Annotated in this window: 16 protein-coding genes; 11 read left to right on the forward strand and 5 right to left on the reverse strand. The window is 55.7% G+C overall.

What is annotated here, in order from left to right:
* Nucleotides 1–96 precede the first annotated feature (96 nt).
* The gene (locus tag BWI76_RS11530) at nucleotides 97–1,350 is read right to left on the reverse strand and encodes a glycoside hydrolase family 18 protein (protein WP_004138288.1); all 1,254 of its coding nucleotides are present in this window, start codon (nucleotides 1,348–1,350) and stop codon (nucleotides 97–99) included.
* Nucleotides 1,351–1,674: 324 nt separating this feature from the next.
* On the opposite strand from BWI76_RS11530, the gene BWI76_RS11535 reads away from it, so the two are divergent.
* From BWI76_RS11535 to BWI76_RS11570, 8 genes are all read left to right on the forward strand, one after another.
* Nucleotides 1,675–2,751 (forward strand): zinc-binding dehydrogenase, encoded by a 1,077-nt coding sequence (locus BWI76_RS11535; RefSeq protein ID WP_004138285.1) that lies wholly within the window; start codon nucleotides 1,675–1,677, stop codon nucleotides 2,749–2,751.
* A gap of 26 nt (nucleotides 2,752–2,777) precedes the next feature.
* Nucleotides 2,778–4,157 (forward strand): MFS transporter, encoded by a 1,380-nt coding sequence (locus tag BWI76_RS11540; RefSeq protein WP_004138283.1) that lies wholly within the window; start codon nucleotides 2,778–2,780, stop codon nucleotides 4,155–4,157.
* Nucleotides 4,158–4,174: 17 nt separating this feature from the next.
* Complete coding sequence (locus BWI76_RS11545; protein WP_064371692.1) at nucleotides 4,175–5,218, forward strand: NAD(P)-dependent alcohol dehydrogenase; 1,044 nt, start codon at nucleotides 4,175–4,177, stop codon at nucleotides 5,216–5,218.
* A 24-nt stretch (nucleotides 5,219–5,242) separates the two neighbouring features.
* On the forward strand, nucleotides 5,243–6,079 hold the full coding sequence (locus BWI76_RS11550) for a ketose-bisphosphate aldolase (protein ID WP_004138279.1): 837 nt from the start codon (nucleotides 5,243–5,245) through the stop codon (nucleotides 6,077–6,079).
* Nucleotides 6,080–6,083: 4 nt separating this feature from the next.
* Nucleotides 6,084–7,031 (forward strand): carbohydrate kinase family protein, encoded by a 948-nt coding sequence (locus BWI76_RS11555; RefSeq protein ID WP_004138277.1) that lies wholly within the window; start codon nucleotides 6,084–6,086, stop codon nucleotides 7,029–7,031.
* 9 nt (nucleotides 7,032–7,040) lie between these two features.
* On the forward strand, nucleotides 7,041–8,024 hold the full coding sequence (locus tag BWI76_RS11560) for an aldo/keto reductase (protein WP_004138276.1): 984 nt from the start codon (nucleotides 7,041–7,043) through the stop codon (nucleotides 8,022–8,024).
* Nucleotides 8,025–8,160: 136 nt separating this feature from the next.
* Complete coding sequence (locus tag BWI76_RS11565; protein ID WP_004138274.1) at nucleotides 8,161–8,919, forward strand: DeoR/GlpR family DNA-binding transcription regulator; 759 nt, start codon at nucleotides 8,161–8,163, stop codon at nucleotides 8,917–8,919.
* A 142-nt stretch (nucleotides 8,920–9,061) separates the two neighbouring features.
* The gene (locus BWI76_RS11570) at nucleotides 9,062–10,417 is read left to right on the forward strand and encodes an MFS transporter (protein WP_004138273.1); all 1,356 of its coding nucleotides are present in this window, start codon (nucleotides 9,062–9,064) and stop codon (nucleotides 10,415–10,417) included.
* Between the two features lie 130 nt (nucleotides 10,418–10,547).
* On the opposite strand, the gene pncA is transcribed toward BWI76_RS11570, so the two are convergent.
* The 3 genes from pncA to sppA form a co-directional block, all read right to left on the reverse strand.
* Nucleotides 10,548–11,189, reverse strand: coding sequence for a bifunctional nicotinamidase/pyrazinamidase (gene pncA, locus BWI76_RS11575; RefSeq protein WP_004138271.1), 642 nt, complete (start codon nucleotides 11,187–11,189; stop codon nucleotides 10,548–10,550).
* Between the two features lie 10 nt (nucleotides 11,190–11,199).
* Nucleotides 11,200–12,216, reverse strand: coding sequence for an asparaginase (gene ansA, locus BWI76_RS11580; protein ID WP_004138269.1), 1,017 nt, complete (start codon nucleotides 12,214–12,216; stop codon nucleotides 11,200–11,202).
* 94 nt (nucleotides 12,217–12,310) lie between these two features.
* Nucleotides 12,311–14,164, reverse strand: coding sequence for a signal peptide peptidase SppA (sppA, locus tag BWI76_RS11585; RefSeq protein WP_064371693.1), 1,854 nt, complete (start codon nucleotides 14,162–14,164; stop codon nucleotides 12,311–12,313).
* A 166-nt stretch (nucleotides 14,165–14,330) separates the two neighbouring features.
* On the opposite strand from sppA, the gene BWI76_RS11590 reads away from it, so the two are divergent.
* Entirely contained in the window at nucleotides 14,331–14,882 is a 552-nt protein-coding gene (locus BWI76_RS11590) for an NAD(P)H nitroreductase (protein WP_004138264.1), read from the forward strand.
* A 164-nt stretch (nucleotides 14,883–15,046) separates the two neighbouring features.
* Here the strand turns inward: BWI76_RS11590 and phoC are convergent, their stop codons facing one another.
* A complete protein-coding gene (phoC, locus tag BWI76_RS11595; protein WP_004138262.1) occupies nucleotides 15,047–15,793 on the reverse strand; it encodes an acid phosphatase PhoC in 747 nt (248 codons plus the stop codon).
* 227 nt (nucleotides 15,794–16,020) lie between these two features.
* On the opposite strand from phoC, the gene selD reads away from it, so the two are divergent.
* Both selD and BWI76_RS11605 read left to right on the forward strand, forming a co-directional pair.
* Nucleotides 16,021–17,064 carry a selenide, water dikinase SelD gene (selD, locus tag BWI76_RS11600; protein WP_024359457.1) on the forward strand — a complete coding sequence of 348 codons (1,044 nt, stop codon included), beginning with the start codon at nucleotides 16,021–16,023 and terminating at the stop codon, nucleotides 17,062–17,064.
* Between the two features lie 4 nt (nucleotides 17,065–17,068).
* Nucleotides 17,069–19,024 (forward strand): DNA topoisomerase III, encoded by a 1,956-nt coding sequence (locus BWI76_RS11605; RefSeq protein ID WP_004121401.1) that lies wholly within the window; start codon nucleotides 17,069–17,071, stop codon nucleotides 19,022–19,024.
* Nucleotides 19,025–19,063: the final 39 nt, after the last annotated feature.

The raw sequence follows: 19,063 nt of genomic DNA on the forward strand, positions 1-19,063 counted from the left end.
CCCATGCCTTCTGTTGCAAATGAAAAGCTGCGCCTGAGCTGGCGCAGCGGAATGCAGTTATCATAACCTATTGTGCATGCGCTGACACCGCGCAGTTCAGCGTTTGATCTCTAATGACTCGGCCAGCTGTTTCGCCAACTGGTTCTGGTCATCCGCGCCGTACTCCCAGAACATCGCGCCCGCCAGACCCTTGCTCTTGATATAGTCGGCCTTGATGGCCACCGAGCGCGGGTTTTCATAGGAAAGCGCAAAGAGGGCTTGACCGTCGGCGGACTGCACCGATAGCCACGGCACCTTCGCTTCATCATCCCAATGCTGAGTAAAGCGCTTCTGCGGATCGTTGATTAACTTCGCCACGATATCGTTATATTTCACATAGGTGTCTTTGGTCAGATCGACGCCCAGCGATTCGAACAGCTCAATCTGTTGAGCCGCAAAGTAGGGACGGGTGGCCGGGTTTTTCTGCGCGTCCGGCTGGCTCCAGTCAATACCCGGTTCGACGGCGCGTTTTGGTATCCGGCCATAGAAACCAATCCCCAGGTTCATCTGGCTCGGCTTTAGACCGGCGGCAAGGTAGTTGTTCACCACAAAGTCCGCGCTGTACTTATCTGCTTCAGCGACCGTCGGCCAGCGGGTTGAATCATACAGGTTGGAATTGAAGTACTGGGTGCCGTAGGCCAGGTCATAGGTCATCAGGTTGATGTAGTCGAGCGATGGCGCTATCGCTTTGACGTCAACCCAGCTTTTTGGGCTCTCCGCGTTTGCGCCTACGGCGATGGTCACCAGTTTTTTGTTCCCTACCGCCGCGCGCAGCTCTTTCAGCAGGGCGGTAAAATTATCGCGATCGGCCGGTTGGCTGGCGACCAGCCCCCACGCGCCGTTGACCGGATACTCCCTGTCGAGGTCGATGCCATCGAGGCCATATTTTTCAATAATCGCCAGCGCCGACTGGATAAACACCGCCCGGGTCTCTTTCGTCGCCGCTGCGCCGGAGAATCCGCGCGCCCCCCAGCCGCCGACGGAAAGCAACACTTTCAGGCTTGGGTTCTGCTGGCGCAAGCTGGGGATTTTCTGCAAATCCGCCTGTACTTTCGGCGACAGCCAAATCTGATGCAGCTTGCTCGGGTCTTTCAGGGCCGCGTTGGTTTCGTCTTTCTCGTCGTTATAGACCAGACCAAACGAGTAGTTGAGATGGGTAATCTGGCGTACGTCCAGTTTATCAATATCGCCGCCTGGACCGGCAGTGACGTCGCCGCCGCCGTTAAAGTAGCCGACGGACATCAGTGAGTTAGCGGAAACAACGCTCGCGCAGAGCAGGGGTAAAGCTGCCAGTAAAGGCAAAAGTTTCATAGCGGATCCTCTTTGACTTAAAAGTGACATTGAAAAGCAAACACGCCACGGAAATGGCGTGGCGAAAAAAACAGCTCGTGCAGCCTAGCATCTTCCGCTGCGCAAAAATGCGAAGCGGTTCACGGCTGCATTAGCGAAGCGGTCGCGTGACCACGCCATGTCTTCACTTCAATCACCTCCCTCGACGAATGTTGCCGTATTTGTGATCTGAGTTGTGAAATGCAGATCAATATCTGTGTTTTAAAGATTTAATATTGACCTCAAAGATTTTGTGGTTAAGTATTGCCTCCACTGAAGCAAAACCATTAAACAAAGGAAGACGCAATGAAAGCACTGGCAAGATTTGGTAAGGCCTTTGGCGGCTATAAGATGATTGACGTTCCGGAACCGGTGTGCGGCCCGGATGACGTGGTGATTGAAATCAAAGCCGCCGCCATCTGCGGCGCGGATATGAAACACTACAATGTCGACAGCGGTTCCGATCAATTTAACTCCATACGCGGCCATGAATTTGCCGGTGCCATTGTTCGGGTGGGTGACAAGGTCAAGGACTGGAAAGTCGGCCAGCGGGTAGTCTCGGATAATAGCGGGCACGTCTGCGGCGTTTGTCCGGCCTGCGAACAGGGCGATTTTCTGTGTTGTGCAGAAAAAGTGAATTTGGGTCTGGACAACAATACCTGGGGCGGCGGATTTTCAAAATACTGCCTGGTACCGGGAGAGATCCTCAAAATCCATCGTCATGCGCTGTGGGAGATTCCGCCGGGCGTTGATTACGAAGACGCGGCGGTGTTGGATCCTATCTGTAATGCCTATAAGTCGCTCGCTCAACAATCCAAATTTCTTCCCGGTCAGGACGTCGTGGTTTTCGGTACCGGTCCACTTGGGCTCTTTTCCGTACAGATGGCGCGCATTATGGGGGCCGTGAATATCGTCATGGTCGGGCTGGAAGAGGATGTCGCGGTACGTTTCCCTATTGCCAAAGCGCTCGGCGCAACGGCGGTAGTCAACGCTTCTACTGAGGATGTGGTCGCCCGCTGCCAGGCGATTTGCGGCAAAGATAATCTGGGGCTGGTTATCGAATGTTCTGGCGCCAATATCGCCCTCAAACAATCCATCGAAATGCTGCGTCCCAACGGTGAAGTGGTGCGCGTGGGCATGGGATTCCAACCGCTGGACTTTTCCATCAACGATATCACCACGTGGAATAAAAGCATCATCGGGCATATGGCCTATGACTCCACTTCCTGGCGTAACGCCATTCGCCTGCTCGCCAGCGGCGCGATCAAAGTCAAACCGATGATCACGCACCGCATTGGCCTGTCGCAATGGCGCGAAGGGTTTGACGCCATGGTCGATAAAACCGCGATCAAAGTCATTATGACTTACGACTTTGATGAATAACCCCTTTATGAAAGGAACGTTATCCGATGGAACAGATAGCAAAACCGCACTGCGGCGCCAGGCTGGATCGCCTGCCTGACTGCCGCTGGCACTCGGCAATGTTTGCCATGGTCGCTTTCGGGTTACTGGTCTGCTGGAGCAATGCCGTTGGCGGGTTAATTCTCGCGCAGTTGAAGGTGCTCGGCTGGACCGATAATTCGACCACCGCCACGTTCTCCGCCATTACCACGGCGGGTATGTTTCTTGGCGCGCTCGGCGGCGGCATCATCGGCGATAAAATTGGGCGTAAAAACGCCTTCATTCTGTATGAAGCGATTCATATCGTTGCCATGGTCGTCGGGGCATTTTCCCCGAACATGACCTTCCTTATCGCCAGTCGTTTTGTCATGGGGGTCGGATTAGGCGCGCTGCTGGTCACCTTATTCGCCGGTTTTACCGAATATATGCCCGGCAGAAATCGCGGCACCTGGTCCAGCCGGGTCTCGTTTATCGGCAACTGGTCCTATCCGCTCTGTTCGCTGATCGCGATGGGATTAACACCGTTAATTAGTGCGGAATGGAACTGGCGCGTTCAACTGCTGATCCCCGCCGTGTTGTCGCTGATAGCCACCGTGATTGCCTGGCGCAGTTTCCCTGAATCGCCCCGCTGGCTGGAGTCTCGTGGACGCTATGAGGAAGCCGAAGAGGTGATGCGGGCCATTGAAGAGAGAGTCGTGCTGCAAACCGGTAAGCCATTGCCGCCAGTGGTAATAGAAGATGATGGTAAAGCGCCGCGCGCCGTGCCCTATTCAGCGTTATTAACGGGTGTATTACTGAAGCGGGTAATTTTAGGCTCATTCGTGCTGATAGCCATGAATGTCGTCCAGTACACCTTAATTAACTGGCTGCCGACGATATTTATGACCCAGGGAATTAATCTGAAAGACTCGATTGTTTTAAATACCATGAGTATGTTCGGCGCGCCGTTCGGGATTTTTATCGCCATGCTGGTGATGGATAAAATTCCCAGAAAGACGATGGGCGTAGGCCTGTTAGTGTTAATTGCCGTACTGGGATATATCTATTCGCTGCAAACCAGCATGCTGCTGATTACCTTAATTGGCTTCTTCCTGATTACGTTTGTCTATATGTACGTGTGCTATGCCTCAGCGGTATATGTGCCGGAAATCTGGCCGACCGAAGCGAAGCTTCGCGGTTCAGGCCTGGCGAACGCGGTGGGGCGCATCAGCGGCATCGCCGCGCCTTATGCGGTGGCGGTACTGCTTAACGGTTACGGCGTGACTGGGGTATTTGTGCTGCTGGGGGCCGTCTCCATTATTGTTGCGGTCGCTATTGCCACAATCGGAATTGAAACTAAAGGCGTCTCTGTCGAAAGCCTCGGTATTGATGCCGTTACCAGCAAATAATATTGACGGGAAATAATATGAAGAATGTAAAAGCGATATTAAAAACGCCGGGCACGATGAAAATTATTGCCGCCGATATCCCGGTGCCGAAAGAGCATGAAGTGCTGATAAAAATTGAATACGTCGGTATTTGCGGCTCAGACGTCCACGGTTTTGAATCGGGCCCCTTTATTCCGCCGAAAGATCCCAATCAGGAAATTGGTCTGGGGCACGAATGCGCCGGTACGGTGGTGGCGGTGGGCAACCGCGTGAGCAAATTTAAACCCGGCGACCGGGTGAATATTGAGCCCGGCGTGCCGTGCGGCCACTGCCGCTACTGCCTGGAGGGAAAATACAATATCTGTCCTGACGTTGATTTCATGGCCACGCAGCCAAATTATCGCGGCGCGTTAACCCACTACCTGTGCCATCCGGAGAGCTTCACCTATAAGCTGCCCGACAATATGGACACGATGGAAGGCGTGCTGGTGGAGCCTGCGGCGGTCGGCATGCATGCCGCGATGCTGGCGGACGTCAAGCCGGGCAAGAAAATCGTCATTCTTGGCGCAGGCTGTATTGGTTTAATGACCCTGCAGGCATGCCTTTGCCTGGGGGCAACCAACATTGCTGTGGTGGATGTGCTGGAAAAACGCCTTGCCATGGCCGGGAAGCTTGGCGCCAACGTCGTTATCAACGGCGCGAAAGAGGACACCGTCGCGCGCTGCCAGCAGTTCTCCGGTGATATGGGGGCCGATATCGTATTCGAAACCGCCGGTTCGGCCGTCACCGTTAAGCAGGCTCCGTATCTGGTCATGCGCGGAGGGAAAATCATGATCGTCGGTACGGTTCCCGGGGATTCAGCGATCAATTTCCTCAAGATTAACCGCGAAGTGTCGATTCAGACCGTTTTCCGCTATGCCAACCGCTATCCGGTCACCATTGAAGCTATTTCCTCCGGGCGTTTCGATGTGAAGTCGATGGTGACGCATATTTACGATTTTGAGGATGTTCAGCGCGCGTTTGACGAATCCGTTAATAACAAACGTGAAATCATTAAAGGCGTTATTAAAGTTAACCATTAATTTATTGCAAAGGGAGAAACAACCATGCTGGCAGATATTGAATATTGGGAAAATGATGCCCGGAATAAACATTATGCGATTGCCCACTTTAACGTGTGGAATGCGGAAATGTTAATGGGGGTGATTGATGCGGCGGAAGAGGCTAAGTCGCCGGTGATTATCTCTTTCGGTACCGGATTTGTGGGCAATACCTCGTTTGAAGATTTTTCGCATATGATGGTTTCGATGGCGAAAAAGGCATCGGTACCGGTGATTGCTCACTGGGATCATGGCCGCAGCATGGAGATTATCCATAACGCCTGGGTCCACGGCATGAATTCGCTGATGCGCGACGCCTCGGCCTTTGACTTCGAAGAGAATATTCGCCTGACCAAAGAGGCGGTGGATTTCTTCCATCCGCTGGGTATTCCGGTTGAGGCGGAGCTGGGGCACGTGGGGAACGAAACGGTCTACGAAGAAGCGCTGGCCGACTATCACTATACCGATCCGGATCAGGCGGCGGAATTCGTCGAACGTACCGGCTGTGATTCGCTGGCGGTGGCGATTGGCAACCAGCATGGTGTCTATACCTCAGAACCGAAACTGAATTTTGACGTGGTTAAGCGCGTGCGCGAGGCGGTGGCCGTTCCGCTGGTGCTGCACGGCGCGTCCGGCATTAGCGATGCGGATATCAAGAAGGCCATTTCATTAGGCATTGCGAAAATCAATATCCACACCGAACTGTGCCAGGCGGCGATGGCGGCGGTCCAGGAGAACCAGAATCAGCCGTTCCTGCACGTTGAGCGTGAAGTCCGCAATGCGGTAAAAGCCCGCGCGCTGGAGAAAATCAAACTGTTTGGCTCTGACGGGAAAGCGGAATGACACTATGGATAATATCGAGGTTATTTGTCTGGGGGCGGCCATCGTGGATATTCCCCTGCAGCCGGTGAGTAAAAATATCTTTGATGTCGACTCTTATCCATTAGAACGCATTGCGATGACCACTGGGGGGGATGCAATTAATGAGGCGACGATTATTTCTCGCCTTGGACATCGGACGGCATTAATCAGTCGGGTAGGGAATGACGCGGCGGGTCATTTTATTCTCGACCACTGTCGTCGAGAGAAGATTGATATTCTGAGCCTGAAGCAGGATGCCAATACAGATACCTCCATCAACGTAGGTTTAGTGACCGCTGATGGCGAACGTACTTTCGTCACTAATCGCAACGGCAGCCTGTGGCAGTTGAATATTAACGATGTCGATTTTAAGCGCTTCTCACAGGCAAGACTGCTGTCGCTGGCGAGTATTTTTAATAGTCCGCTGCTCGACGGCAAAGCGTTAGTGGAGATTTTCTCTCAGGCGCAAGCGTACGGGCTGATGATTTGCGCCGATATGATTAAGCCGCGGCTTAACGAAACCCTGGAGGATATTCGTGAGGCGCTGGGCTATGTCGATTATCTGTTTCCCAATTTTGCCGAGGCAAAACTGCTCACCGGGAAAGAGACGCTGGATGAGATTGCCGATAGTTTCCTGAACTGCGGCGTGAAAACGGTCGTCATTAAGACCGGCAAGAGGGGCTGTTTTATTAAGCGGGCCGATATGAAGATGGCGGTTCCGGCGGTTTCAGGGATTACCGCCATCGATACCATCGGCGCCGGGGATAATTTTGCCGCGGGATTTATCTCCGCGCTGCTTGAAGGCAAGCCGCTGCGCGAATGCGCGCTGTTTGCAAACGCCACGGCGGCGATATCGGTCCTCAGCGTGGGCGCCACGACGGGCGTAAAAAACAGAAAGCTGGTTGAACAACTTCTTGATGAATACGAAGGGTAATAGCGACAGATGAAAATGATTCCTTTAGGCAGTACGGATATTAGGCTTTCCCGCATGGGATTAGGAACATGGGCCATCGGCGGCGGCCCGGCATGGAACGGTGATCTCGACCTGCGGATTTGCATCGACACCATTATTGAGGCGCATCGCTGCGGAATTAATCTGATTGATACCGCGCCGGGCTACAACTTCGGCAATAGCGAAGTGATTGTTGGTCAGGCGCTAAAGCAGCTGCCGCGCCGCGATATAGTGGTTGAGACCAAATGCGGCATCGTCTGGGAGCGGACGGGAAGCCTGTTTAATAAAGTGGGGGATCGCCAGCTGTATAAAAACCTGACGCCCGAGTCGATTCGCGAAGAGGTGGATGCCAGCCTGCAAAGGCTGGGTATCGACACCATTGATATCTATATGACCCACTGGCAGTCAGTCGAACCCTGCTTTACGCCAATTGCGGAGACCGTAGCGACGCTGAACGCGCTAAAGAAAGAGGGAAAGATCCGCGCTATCGGCGCAGCGAACGTCGATGCCGGACATATCAGGGAATATCTCAAACACGGCGAGTTGGATATCGTGCAGGCCAAATACAGCATCCTTGACCGGGCGCTGGAAGCCGAGCTGCTGCCGTTGTGCCAGCAGAACGGCATCGTGGTGCAGGTCTATTCGCCGCTCGAGCAGGGGCTGCTGTCCGGTACTATCACACGGGATTATGTTCCCGGCGGCGCGCGGGCCAACAAAGTCTGGTTCCAGCGGGAAAATATGCTACGCGTGATTGATATGCTCGAGCAGTGGCAGCCGCTGTGCGAGAAATATCGCTGCGCCATCCCCGCCCTGGCGCTGGCGTGGATCCTAAAGCAAAGCGATTTAATCACCTTACTTAGCGGCGCTACGGCGCCCGAACAGGTGCGCGAGAATATCGACGCGCTGACCATCGCTCTGACGGATGATGATTCATTACTGATGAGACAAATGGCGCAAGCGCTGGAGACCCAATAAGCGCGGCGTGACTGACCTCTGTTTCTGTGTAAAAGAATATTGGAATCTGTGATTCGGACATGTTATTTTTAAAACAAACATGACCTGGCGGATACCAGGGGTTTATTATGACTTTGCAGGAAACAGAGGTGTTACCGTGGCGGCAAAAGACAGAATTCAGGCCATTAAGCAAATGGTGGCTAATGATAAGAAAGTAGCGGTTTCTAATTTAAGCGCAATTTTTCAGGTCACAGAGGAAACGATTCGCCGCGATCTGGAAAAGCTTGAAGATGAAGGTTTTTTGACTCGCACGTACGGCGGCGCAGTATTAAATACCAGCGCGTTGTCCGATAATGTTCATTTTTATAAACGCGCAAAGTCTCATTTTGAAGAGAAACAGGTCATTGCCCGTAACGCCTTGCCGTTTATTAAAAATAAGACCACTATGGCCGCTGATTCCAGCAGTACCGCGATGGAGTTATTAAAACTGCTGAAGGAAAGAAATGATCTCACGCTGCTGACCAATTCCGCGGAAGCCTTCCATGAACTGGCGCAGTCGGAAATAAACGTTGTTTCCACCGGCGGAGAGCTGAATAAAAATACGCTGTCGCTGCAGGGGCGGATCACCAAGGAAATTATCAGTCGTTATCATGTTGATATTATGGTGATGAGCTGCAAGGGTCTCGATATGCAAAGCGGGGCGCTGGACTCTAACGAAGCGGAAGCGGAAATCAAGAAAACCATGATCCGCCAGGCAACGGAAGTGGCGCTGCTGGTCGACCATTCAAAGTTCGATCGTAAAGCTTTCGTCCAGCTCGTGGATTTTAGTCATATTAATTACCTTATTACCAATAAGGCGCCGGGTGCACAGTGGATTGCATTCTGTAAAGAAAATAATATTCAACTCGTTTATTAACGTCACCGTTGGTCGTGTCGATATTGTTTTAGTTTGCACCTGGGCAATGCCATAAAAAATTAATGATGATGGATCGCGCGGCAAAATTAACTCTGCCGCGAACGCCATACTTAATAATTTTAGCTGAATTTGAGGCATCCAGATGGAACAATGTGACCCTATCGGCGCAAGATTAGATCGCTTACCCTTATCACGATTTCATTTTCGTATTTTCGGCATTATTAGTTTCAGCTTATTAATCACCGGTTTTCTCAGCTATTCCGGCAACATAGTATTGGCAAAATTAGTCAGTAACGGCTGGTCAAATAATTACCTGAATGCGACATTCACCTCAGCGCTGATGTTTGGCTACTTCATCGGATCGCTGACCGGCGGTTTTATGGGCGATTATCTTGGCCGTCGCAAAGCCTTTCGCGTGAATTTACTTATCGTTGGAATCTCTGCCTGTGCGGCGACATTTGTCCCCAACATGTACTGGCTTATCTTTTTCCGCTGTCTGATGGGCTGCGGAATGGGAGCGCTGATCATGGTGGGCTATGCCTCATTTACCGAATTTATTCCGCCCGCGGTGCGCGGAAAATGGTCCGCCCGGCTGTCGTTTGTCGGCAACTGGTCGCCCATGCTGTCGGCGGCCATCGGCGTCGTGGTGATCGCCTTTTTAAGCTGGCGGATGATGTTTCTGCTCGGCGGCGCGGCAATGCTGCTGGCATGGTATCTGTCGGGGAAATATTTTATTGAGTCGCCCCGCTGGCTCGCAGGCAAGGGGCAACGAAACGCCGCTGAAAAACATCTCCTGCAGGTGGAGTTGCAAATCGAGAAAGAGAAAAGCATCACCTTACCGCCCTGGCAGGGGGCTGGCCCGGCGGAGCCGTGCGCGGAGAGCGGTTCGTTCTGGCTACTTTTTAAAGGCCAGATGCTGCGGCGGACGCTGGTGGCGATCACGGTCCTTATCGCTATGAACATTTCGCTCTATACCATCACGGTGTGGATCCCAACGATTTTCGTCAACTCGGGGATCGACGTGACAAAATCTATCTTGATGACCGCGATTATTATGATTGGCGCGCCGGTGGGGATATTTATCGCCGCGCTGATTATCGATCGTTTTCCGCGCCGATTATTTGGCTCCTCACTGCTGATGATTATCGCACTGCTCGGTTACGTCTACTCTATTCAGACCGCGGAGTGGGCCATTCTAAGCTATGGTCTGGTGATGATCTTTTTCCTGTATATGTACGTCTGCTTTGCTTCCGCGGTGTATGTACCGGAGCTGTGGCCAACGCACCTCAGGCTACGCGGTTCGGGATTTGTTAACGCGATAGGAAGAATTGTCGCGGTATTTACCCCTTACGGCGTCGCGCTCCTGCTGACGCGCTACGGTTCGATTCGAGTTTTTATCGTCCTGGGCGTCATGCTGGTACTTTGCGCGCTGATTCTGTTTTGCTTTGGCATCGAAACGCGCAAAGTTTCGCTGGAAGAGATTTCAAGCCTTGGGTGATGCTTTTGCGGAGTCCCGGAGGCGATGCTGCGCGTCTGTCCAGGATACGAAACCGCGCGGACCTGTCGCCCGGGCAAGGCGTTTTATGCCGCCCAGGGAGGAAGACCGCACGGCGTCCTGTCGGCGGATTTTACACCTGGGTTTCTTCCCAGTCCGCCAACGTATACAGCGTTGCCCCCGCGGCGGCCATCTCCATAAACGCCAGATTGCTATCCTGCGGCTGAATATTCACCCCGCGGCAGCCGTCGGTAATCACGTTGACGGTATAGCCCAGATTGAGGGCGTCGAGCACGGTAAACTTGACGCAGTAGTCGGTGGCGAGCCCCAGCACCGTTAGCTCGTTAATGCCGCGCTCGCGCAGCCACGCATCGAGCCGCGTTTTCTGCCGGTGACCGTTATCGAAAAAGGCGCTGTAGCTGTCAATGGACGGATTTTCGCCTTTATGGAATACGGCGGCAATATCTTGCTGTTTGAGCAGCGGATGCAGCGCCGCGCCTTCGCTATTTTGCACGCAGTGATCCGGCCAGAACGTTTGCTTCAGGCCGTCAAGCTCGCCCTGGGTATAGGGCTCAACCTGATGCTGGCTGGCAAAGCTGCCGTGATTCGCCGGATGCCAGTCCTGGCTGGCAACCACCGTTTCGCCTCGTTGCAGGCTCCAGTCGATAAGCCGGTTGGCGACATCCACCGTACTGTCGCCCTGCGGGACGGCAAGTGCGCCGCCGGCGCAAAAATCATTTTGTAAGTCGACCAGTAGCAGCGCGCGCTGGGTCATGTGCTTCTCCTTACTCATCGGGTGTCAGTTCGCCGCGCAGATTCTCCTGCATGGCGTGACGGATAGCCGCCACGTCCAGATCCTGGCTCAGCAAATAGTGTAGCTTGGTCAGCGTGGCTTCGACGGTCATGTCAAAACCGCTAATTACGCCAGCCTGCGCCAGCGCGTTACCGGTGGCGTAGCCGCCCATATTGACCTTGCCAGACATACACTGGGTCAAATTAACCACCACGATACCGCGCTGGCTGGCCTCGGTCAGGACCTGAATAAACTCGCCGTTCTGCGGCGCGTTGCCGACGCCATAGGAGCGCAGGATCAGCGCTTTGACCGGCTGGCGCAGGAAGTTGCGCACCACGTCGGCGGAAATGCCGGGATAAATCGTCACTACGCCAATCGGCTGCGGCGTAATGGGATGAACCACCAGTTCGCCGCTACCGTGCGGAGCGGGAGGCGTGCCGAGCCGGCGAATGTGGATGCCGGCTTCCAGCAGCGGCGCCAGGTTGGGCGAGGCGAAGGCGTTAAAGCCATCGGCATGGGCCTTCGTCGTGCGGTTGCCGCGGTAGAGGCGGTTATTGAAGAACAGCGACACTTCGTTAATCGGGTAGTTGGCGGCGACGTACAGCGCGTTGAGCAGGTTAATCTGGCCATCAGAGCGCAGCTCGGCGAGCGGAATTTGTGACCCTGTCACAATAACCGGTTTCCCCAGATTTTCCAGCATGAAGGAGAGCGCCGAGGCGGTAAACGCCATGGTATCCGTGCCGTGGAGGATCACGAAACCGTCGTACTGGTCATAATGATCGCGAATATCGTCGGCGATATGCTGCCAGTCTTCCGGCGTCATATCGGAAGAGTCCATTAACGGGGCGTATTCATGAATGGTGAAGTCCGGCATCTCCGGGCGGTGAAACTCGGGCATCAACGCCAGCTGGCGCTGTAAATGGCCGGAAACGGGGATATAGCCGTGTTCAGAACGCTGCATACCAATGGTGCCGCCGGTATAGGCAACGTAAATAGATTTCTTCTGCATAGCATCGCTTAGGTTAAACGTAGACAGGCGCAGTATAGAGGGGCGGAAGAAAAAATAAAGTAAATGCCGCCCCACGGGATGGGGCGGCAGAGGATTAACGAATATTGGCGCAGGTTAAGCAGAACGCGTAGCGGTTCTGCGGATCGTTGAATGCCGCCAGCTTATCGCTCTCGGTTTTCACCGCATTGGCCGCCGCGGCGACCGGTGCGGGCAGATACGCCTGGACCGCTGCCGGCAGCGCCGCGCGGACGGAACCCGTCAGGCTATCGACGACCATCGAGAAGAAAGTCGGCTCTTCCTGATAGTAGTTGATATGCCACTGTTTCAGCTTCGCCAGCTCGGCGGCTTTTGCCACCGCGTCGTCAAAGTCGCCAAGGCTGTCGACCAGGCCGTTCGCTTTCGCATCTTCACCGGTCCAGACGTGGCCCTGAGCGATTTGGTCGACTTTCTCCGGCGTGCTCTTACGCGCGTTCGCCACCAGGGTGATAAAGCGCTTGTAGCCGTTTTCGATGCTGAGCTGCATCAGCTGCTGCACTTCCGGCGGTAGTGCTTTGGTGGTGGAGACATCGGCCAGCGGCGAGGTGGCCACGCCGTCGGTATGGACGCCAATCGAGCCGAGGGTATTTTCGACGGTATTGATCACCCCAAAGATACCGATAGAGCCGGTAAGGGTGCTGGGGTTCGCGACGATATAATTCGCCGGGGTGGAGATCCAGTAACCGCCGGAGGCCGCCATGCCGCCCATCGATACCACAACCGGTTTTCCGGCCGCTTTCGCTGCCGCCAGCTCTTCGCGAATCATTTCTGAGGCGCTGACGCTGCCGCCCGGGCTGTTTACCCGCAGCACGATCGCTTTCACTTTCGGATCGAGGCGCGCGTCGCGGATCTGCGCGGCGGTGGTGTCGCCGCCGACGTTACCCGGCGTTTCTTCGCCATCCATAATCGCGCCGTTAGCAAAGATAACCGCAATCGCGGAACCCTGGTCGGCAGGCGTTTTGACGCTGTAATCGTAATAGCTGATCGCGCTGTAGTTGTTATCCGCTTTACTCCAGCCAAACTGCTTAGTCAGCGCTTTCTCGACCTCGGTGGAGGTGCCCAGCTCGTCAACCAGCTTGTTATCCAGCGCGTATTTAGCCGTGTCGCCATCGACTTTACGCAGGCCGTCAATCACGCCCTGAGCGCCGGGGAACAGCTGCTGTGCGGTGATCTGGCGGTTGGCGGCAATGGTGTTGAGGTAGTTTTGCCACAGCTCGCCGATCCAGCGGCTATCCGCTTCGCGCGCCGCCGGGGACATATCGTCGCGGATAAACGGTTCTACCGCTGACTTATAGGTGCCGACGCGGAACACATGGGTCGATACCTTGAGCTTGTCGAGCAGCGATTTATAGTACAGGCCGTTGGTCGCGAAGCCGTGCAGGTCTACTTCGCCCTGCGGCGAAAGCCAGATCTTATTAGCGAAGCTGGCGAGATAGTACTGACCCTGGCTGTAGCTGCTGCCGATGGCATATACCGGCTTGCCGCTATCGCGGAATTCGCGCAGCGCTTTACCGATATACTGCATCGATGGCTGATCGCCGCCGGCAAAGTTCTTCAGATCCAGCACGATACCGGTGATATTGCGGTCGTCTTTCGCCTGGCGAATGGTCTGCACAATATCGAACAGCGAGTTTTCCTGCAGGCGATCGGAGCTGGCGCCAAACAGCTGGCGGCCAATTACGCCAAGCTTGCTGCTGGCCGAGGGTTTATCGACCACCACGCCGGTGATATCCAGCAGCAGCGCGCCGCGGGTACTGTGCTCTGTCGTTGTGCTGCTGAACTGGGCCCAGATGCCGACGCAGGCCAGCACCAGCACCAGGAAAACCACGTTCAGTGCGAGCTGGCGAATGAAATTGAGCACGCGCCATGTCCATTTAAAAAATCCGGCGAGCAGTCGCCAAAGAGTTCGCATGTATTCTCCCTAACCATAATCAAAAATGGGCGAGCCGCAGGGGCCGCCGCGTCTGGCTATCCTAATGAGAGTGCCGTCGGTTGTCAGCAGGAATCACCCGTTGGGCTGTAACAAAATCCTTGCTCATGTTAATTTTGTGAAAAATCACATCACAGGAGTTATACAGATGGATGCTCTCGAACTACTGGTTAATCGCCGCAGCGCTTCACGTCTGACCGACCCGGCGCCGGCGGGCGAACAGCTGGAAAACATCCTGCGCGCCGGCCTGCGTGCGCCGGACCACGGGACGCTACAGCCGTGGCGCTTCTTCATTATCGCTGATGAAGGGCGCGAGCGCTTCAGCCAGCTGCTGGAAAAAGGCGCGGTGGCGGCAGGCGGAGATGAAAAAGCGATTGAAAAAGCCCGCAGCGCGCCGTTTCGCGCGCCGCTGATCATTGCGGTGGTGGCGCGCTGTGAAGAACATCCGAAAGTACCCAAATGGGAACAGGAGATGTCGGCAGGCTGCGCGGTGATGGCCATGCAGATGGCGGCCGTGGCGCAGGGGTATAACGGCATCTGGCGCAGCGGCGCGTTAACCGAAAGCCCGGTTATACGCGAAGGGTTTGCCTGCCGCGAGCAGGATAAAATCGTGGGATTTCTCTATCTGGGGACCCCGCAGCTCAAAGCTTCAACAACGATCGCTTTGCCGGATACCGCGCCGTTCGTGACGCGCTTCTGAGTTCGTTCTTTATGCCGGACGGGCCCGGCTCATCGCCGCCTCGGGTTGTAGCCCGGCTAAGCGCGGCGCGAGCCGGCTGGAAGTAGTGCCAGCGTATCAGACTCGACGCCTTTCCCGGAGGCGGTGCTGGCGCGCCTGTCCGGGCTACCAAACCGCGGACGACGTTACTTCTGTCGTTTCGCGAATTCGTCTTTCGCTTTCTGCAGCTGCTGCTGGAAGGCCGGGTTGGTATGCAGCGTGGCGACGACCGCCGAACCGACGATACGCGCCGCGTCGACGTCGCTCTGCCAGTGATAGCCGCAGATCACCCGGCTTTCGCCCAGCTCAAAGCCGCGCTTAAGGATTTCGTTTTGCCGCTGGGGATTAATCTCAGCCAGCACCAGCGCGGTGGCCCAGCCGATAGAGGTGTGGCCGGAGGGGTAGGAGCCGTTTTTCGATAGCGTATCCTGTTCCTTGGTGTTACAGGTGGCGACGCCATAAAACGCAAAGGGGCGAATGCGCATGTATTTCTCCTTCGCTCCTCGCGTTGCCAGGTCGCCGGCATCTTCAATCATGTTGGTGAGCAGCTTGTGCAGCTCCGGCGCATCTTTGGCGGTAATAGGCGAGCCGAAGGCACCGGAGAAGGCGTTGGCGACGCCGCCGCCGCTCAGGTTTGCGTCTTCCGCCGCCAGTTTGCCGCGCTCGGTGCCGCGCAGCAGGCGTCCTTTCTCATACATTGCCTGATCGTTTAAAAACGCGATACTGCCCACCTCCGGCGGCGGCGGTAGCAGCGCGAGGCTGTCGATAGCCTGCGCATTGGTCAGATAGTAGAGATCGGGCTTGGTGGTGACGTCGTTACCGGCGGGAACCAGGGCGAAAGCGTTGATGGAGAAGAAACTGGCCAGGCAAACGGCGAGAACACGCTTTTTCATTAAAATTTCCTTACGTTGTTATATGTCCAGAGAAAACAGAATTTATGCTTGTCATATTTCTGTCATTTTTTAGTAAAGGGTAAAATCACGTTGAAAAAGCGGGCCCGCATCGCAAAATCGGTTTTTTGTCTGCTTAATGAGCAACCATACGCGATTTCGGACTGTCGCACTTACCACTCCGCCGTTTGGGCGCTACCATAGCGGGATTGCAATGACAGGAGATGTCCATGAGCGAGCAAACCATTCGTTTAACGCAATACAGCCACGGAGCCGGTTGCGGGTGTAAAATTTCCCCTAAAGTGCTGGAAACTATCCTGCAAAGCGACCAGGCCAAATTTATCGACCCAAATCTGCTGGTGGGCAACGAAACCAGCGATGATGCCGCCGTCTACGATCTCGGCAACGGTACGTCGATCGTCAGCACCACCGACTTTTTTATGCCGATCGTCGACAATCCGTTCGACTTTGGGCGCATCGCGGCGACCAACGCCATCAGCGATATTTTCGCCATGGGCGGTAAGCCGATTATGGCGATCGCTATTCTCGGCTGGCCCATCAATACCCTGGCGCCGGAAATTGCCCGTCAGGTGGTTGAGGGCGGTCGTTTTGCCTGCCAGCAGGCGGGGATCGCGCTGGCCGGGGGCCACTCGATTGATGCGCCTGAACCCATCTTCGGTCTTGCGGTGACCGGCGTGGTTCCGACCGAGCGGGTGAAGAAAAACAGCACCGCGCAGGCCGGCTGCAAGCTGTATCTCACTAAACCGCTGGGTATTGGCGTGCTGACCACCGCGGAGAAAAAGTCGCTGCTGAAGCCAGAGCACCAGGGGCTGGCGACGGAAACCATGTGCCAGATGAACCTCGTTGGCTCGGCATTTGCCCATATCGACGGCGTGAAGGCGATGACTGATGTGACCGGCTTCGGGCTGCTGGGCCATCTCAGCGAAGTGTGCCGCGGCGCGGGCGTACAGGCGCAGCTTACCTATGCAGATATCCCGAAATTGCCCGGCGTGGAAGCCTACATCGCGGCGGGCGCGGTGCCGGGCGGTACCGGGCGTAATTTCGCCAGCTACGGTCATCTGATGGGCGATATGCCGCCAGAGTGGCGCGATCTGCTGTGCGATCCGCAAACTTCCGGCGGTCTGCTGCTGGCGGTAGCGCCGGAAGCCGAGGCTGAGGTGCAGGCAGCCGCCGCTGAGTTTGGTATCACGCTTAGCGCTATCGGCGAGCTGGTAACCGCCCGCGGCGGACGCCCCATGATTGAGATCCGTTGATTTCATGCGGCTGTTTATTGCAGAAAAACCGAGTCTCGGCCGCGCCATCGCCGAGGTGCTGCCAAAACCGCATCGCAAAGGCGACGGCTATATTGAGTGCGGTAACGGGCAGGTGGTCACCTGGTGCATCGGTCACCTGCTGGAGCAGGCCCAGCCCGATGTCTATGATGCGCGCTATGCGCGCTGGAACCTGCTCGACCTGCCGATCGTGCCGGAAAAGTGGCAGCTCCAGCCTAAGCCATCGGTGACCAAACAGCTTAACGTGATTAAGCGTCTGCTCGGCGATGCGCAGGAAGTCATTCATGCCGGTGACCCGGACAGAGAGGGTCAACTGCTGGTGGATGAGGTACTTGACTATCTGCAGCTGGCGCCGGAAAAGCGTCAGCAGGTGCAGCGCTGTCTGATCAACGATCTTAACCCGCAGGCGGTGGAGCGGGCGATTAACCGCCTGCGCGCCAACAGCGAATTTGTACCCCTGTGCGTCTCGGCGCTGGCCCGCGCCCGCGCCGACTGGTTGTACGGGATCAATATGACCCGCGCGTACACCATCCTTGGCCGTAACGCCGGTTATCAAGGGGTGCTATCGGTCGGACGCGTGCAAACGCCGGTGCTGGGGCTGGTGGTACGCCGCGATGAAGAGATTGAAAACTTCGTCGCTAAAGATTTCTTCGACGTAAAGGCGCATATCGTTACCCCCAAGGATGAACGTTTTGTCGCCACCTGGGTGCCCAGCGAGGCCTGTGAACCGTATCAGGATGAAGAGGGACGGTTGCTGCATCGCTCGCTTGCCGAGCACGTCGTCAAGCGCATTGAGGGCCAGCCGGCGACGGTCACCGCTTATAACGATAAGCGGGACTCTGAGCCAGCGCCGCTGCCGTTCTCCCTCTCGGCGCTGCAGATTGAAGCCGCGAAGCGCTTCGGCTTTAGCGCGCAGAACGTGCTGGATATCTGCCAGAAGCTGTATGAAACCCATAAACTGATTACCTATCCGCGTTCGGATAGCCGCTACCTGCCGGAAGAGCATTTTGCCGGGCGCCATGCGGTGCTGAACGCCATCAGCGTGCACGCGGCGGATCTGCTGCCGCAGCCGGTGGTGGATCCGGAGATCCGCAACCGCTGCTGGGACGATAAAAAGGTCGATGCCCACCACGCGATTATTCCGACCGCCCGCAGCTCGCAGGTGAAGCTCAGTGACAACGAAGAGAAGGTTTACGGCCTGATTGCCCGCCAGTATCTGATGCAGTTCTGCCCGGATGCGGTGTTCCGCAAATGTCAGATCGATCTCGACATCGCCAACGGCAAGTTCGTTGCCAAAGCGCGTTTTCTGGCGGAAGCGGGCTGGCGAACCCTGCTGGGCAATAAAGAGCGCGACGAAGAGAACGACGGCATGCCGCTGCCGGTGGTGGCAAAAGATGACGAGCTGCTGTGCGAAAAAGGCGAAGTGGTGGAGCGGCAGACCCAGCCGCCGCGTCACTTTACCGACGCCACGCTGCTGTCGGCGATGACCGGCATCGCCCGCTTTGTGCAGGATAAAGACCTGAAGAAGATCCTGCGCGCAACGGACGGCCTCGGTACGGAGGCGACCCGCGCCGGCATTATTGAATTGCTGTTCAAGCGCGGCTTCTTAACCAAGAAAGGGCGCTATATCCACTCAACCGACGCCGGGAAGGCGCTGTTCCATTCGCTGCCTGAAATGGCGACGCGCCCGGATATGACCGCCCACTGGGAGTCGATTCTGACGCAAATCAGCGAGAAGCAGTGCCGCTATCAGGACTTTATGCAGCCGCTGGTCGGTACCCTGTTCCAGCTTATCGACCAGGCCAGGAGCACGCCGGTACGCCGCTTCCGCGGAATTGTGGCGCCGGGCGACGGCAAGAAAAGCTTTAGTAAGGGGAAAGGCCGAGCCAAAGCGAAAGATAAAAAATCCGCCTCCGGCCCCGCAGCGGAAAGCCCGCAATAAAAAACCCCGGGAAACCGGGGTTTATCTCGATATCATCCG

The organism is Klebsiella sp. M5al, assembly GCF_002090195.1.
Lineage (GTDB): Bacteria > Pseudomonadota > Gammaproteobacteria > Enterobacterales > Enterobacteriaceae > Klebsiella > Klebsiella grimontii.

Coding starts and splice junctions, on each gene's coding strand:
- ansA (WP_004138269.1), bottom strand. CDS start 12,216: ATGCAGAAGAAATCTATTTACGTTGCCTATACCGGCGGCACCATTGGT.
- BWI76_RS11540 (WP_004138283.1), top strand. CDS start 2,778: ATGGAACAGATAGCAAAACCGCACTGCGGCGCCAGGCTGGATCGCCTG.
- sppA (WP_064371693.1), bottom strand. CDS start 14,164: ATGCGAACTCTTTGGCGACTGCTCGCCGGATTTTTTAAATGGACATGG.
- selD (WP_024359457.1), top strand. CDS start 16,021: ATGAGCGAGCAAACCATTCGTTTAACGCAATACAGCCACGGAGCCGGT.
- BWI76_RS11535 (WP_004138285.1), top strand. CDS start 1,675: ATGAAAGCACTGGCAAGATTTGGTAAGGCCTTTGGCGGCTATAAGATG.
- BWI76_RS11560 (WP_004138276.1), top strand. CDS start 7,041: ATGAAAATGATTCCTTTAGGCAGTACGGATATTAGGCTTTCCCGCATG.
- pncA (WP_004138271.1), bottom strand. CDS start 11,189: ATGACCCAGCGCGCGCTGCTACTGGTCGACTTACAAAATGATTTTTGC.
- BWI76_RS11545 (WP_064371692.1), top strand. CDS start 4,175: ATGAAGAATGTAAAAGCGATATTAAAAACGCCGGGCACGATGAAAATT.
- BWI76_RS11550 (WP_004138279.1), top strand. CDS start 5,243: ATGCTGGCAGATATTGAATATTGGGAAAATGATGCCCGGAATAAACAT.
- BWI76_RS11590 (WP_004138264.1), top strand. CDS start 14,331: ATGGATGCTCTCGAACTACTGGTTAATCGCCGCAGCGCTTCACGTCTG.
- BWI76_RS11570 (WP_004138273.1), top strand. CDS start 9,062: ATGGAACAATGTGACCCTATCGGCGCAAGATTAGATCGCTTACCCTTA.
- BWI76_RS11530 (WP_004138288.1), bottom strand. CDS start 1,350: ATGAAACTTTTGCCTTTACTGGCAGCTTTACCCCTGCTCTGCGCGAGC.
- BWI76_RS11555 (WP_004138277.1), top strand. CDS start 6,084: ATGGATAATATCGAGGTTATTTGTCTGGGGGCGGCCATCGTGGATATT.
- BWI76_RS11605 (WP_004121401.1), top strand. CDS start 17,069: ATGCGGCTGTTTATTGCAGAAAAACCGAGTCTCGGCCGCGCCATCGCC.
- phoC (WP_004138262.1), bottom strand. CDS start 15,793: ATGAAAAAGCGTGTTCTCGCCGTTTGCCTGGCCAGTTTCTTCTCCATC.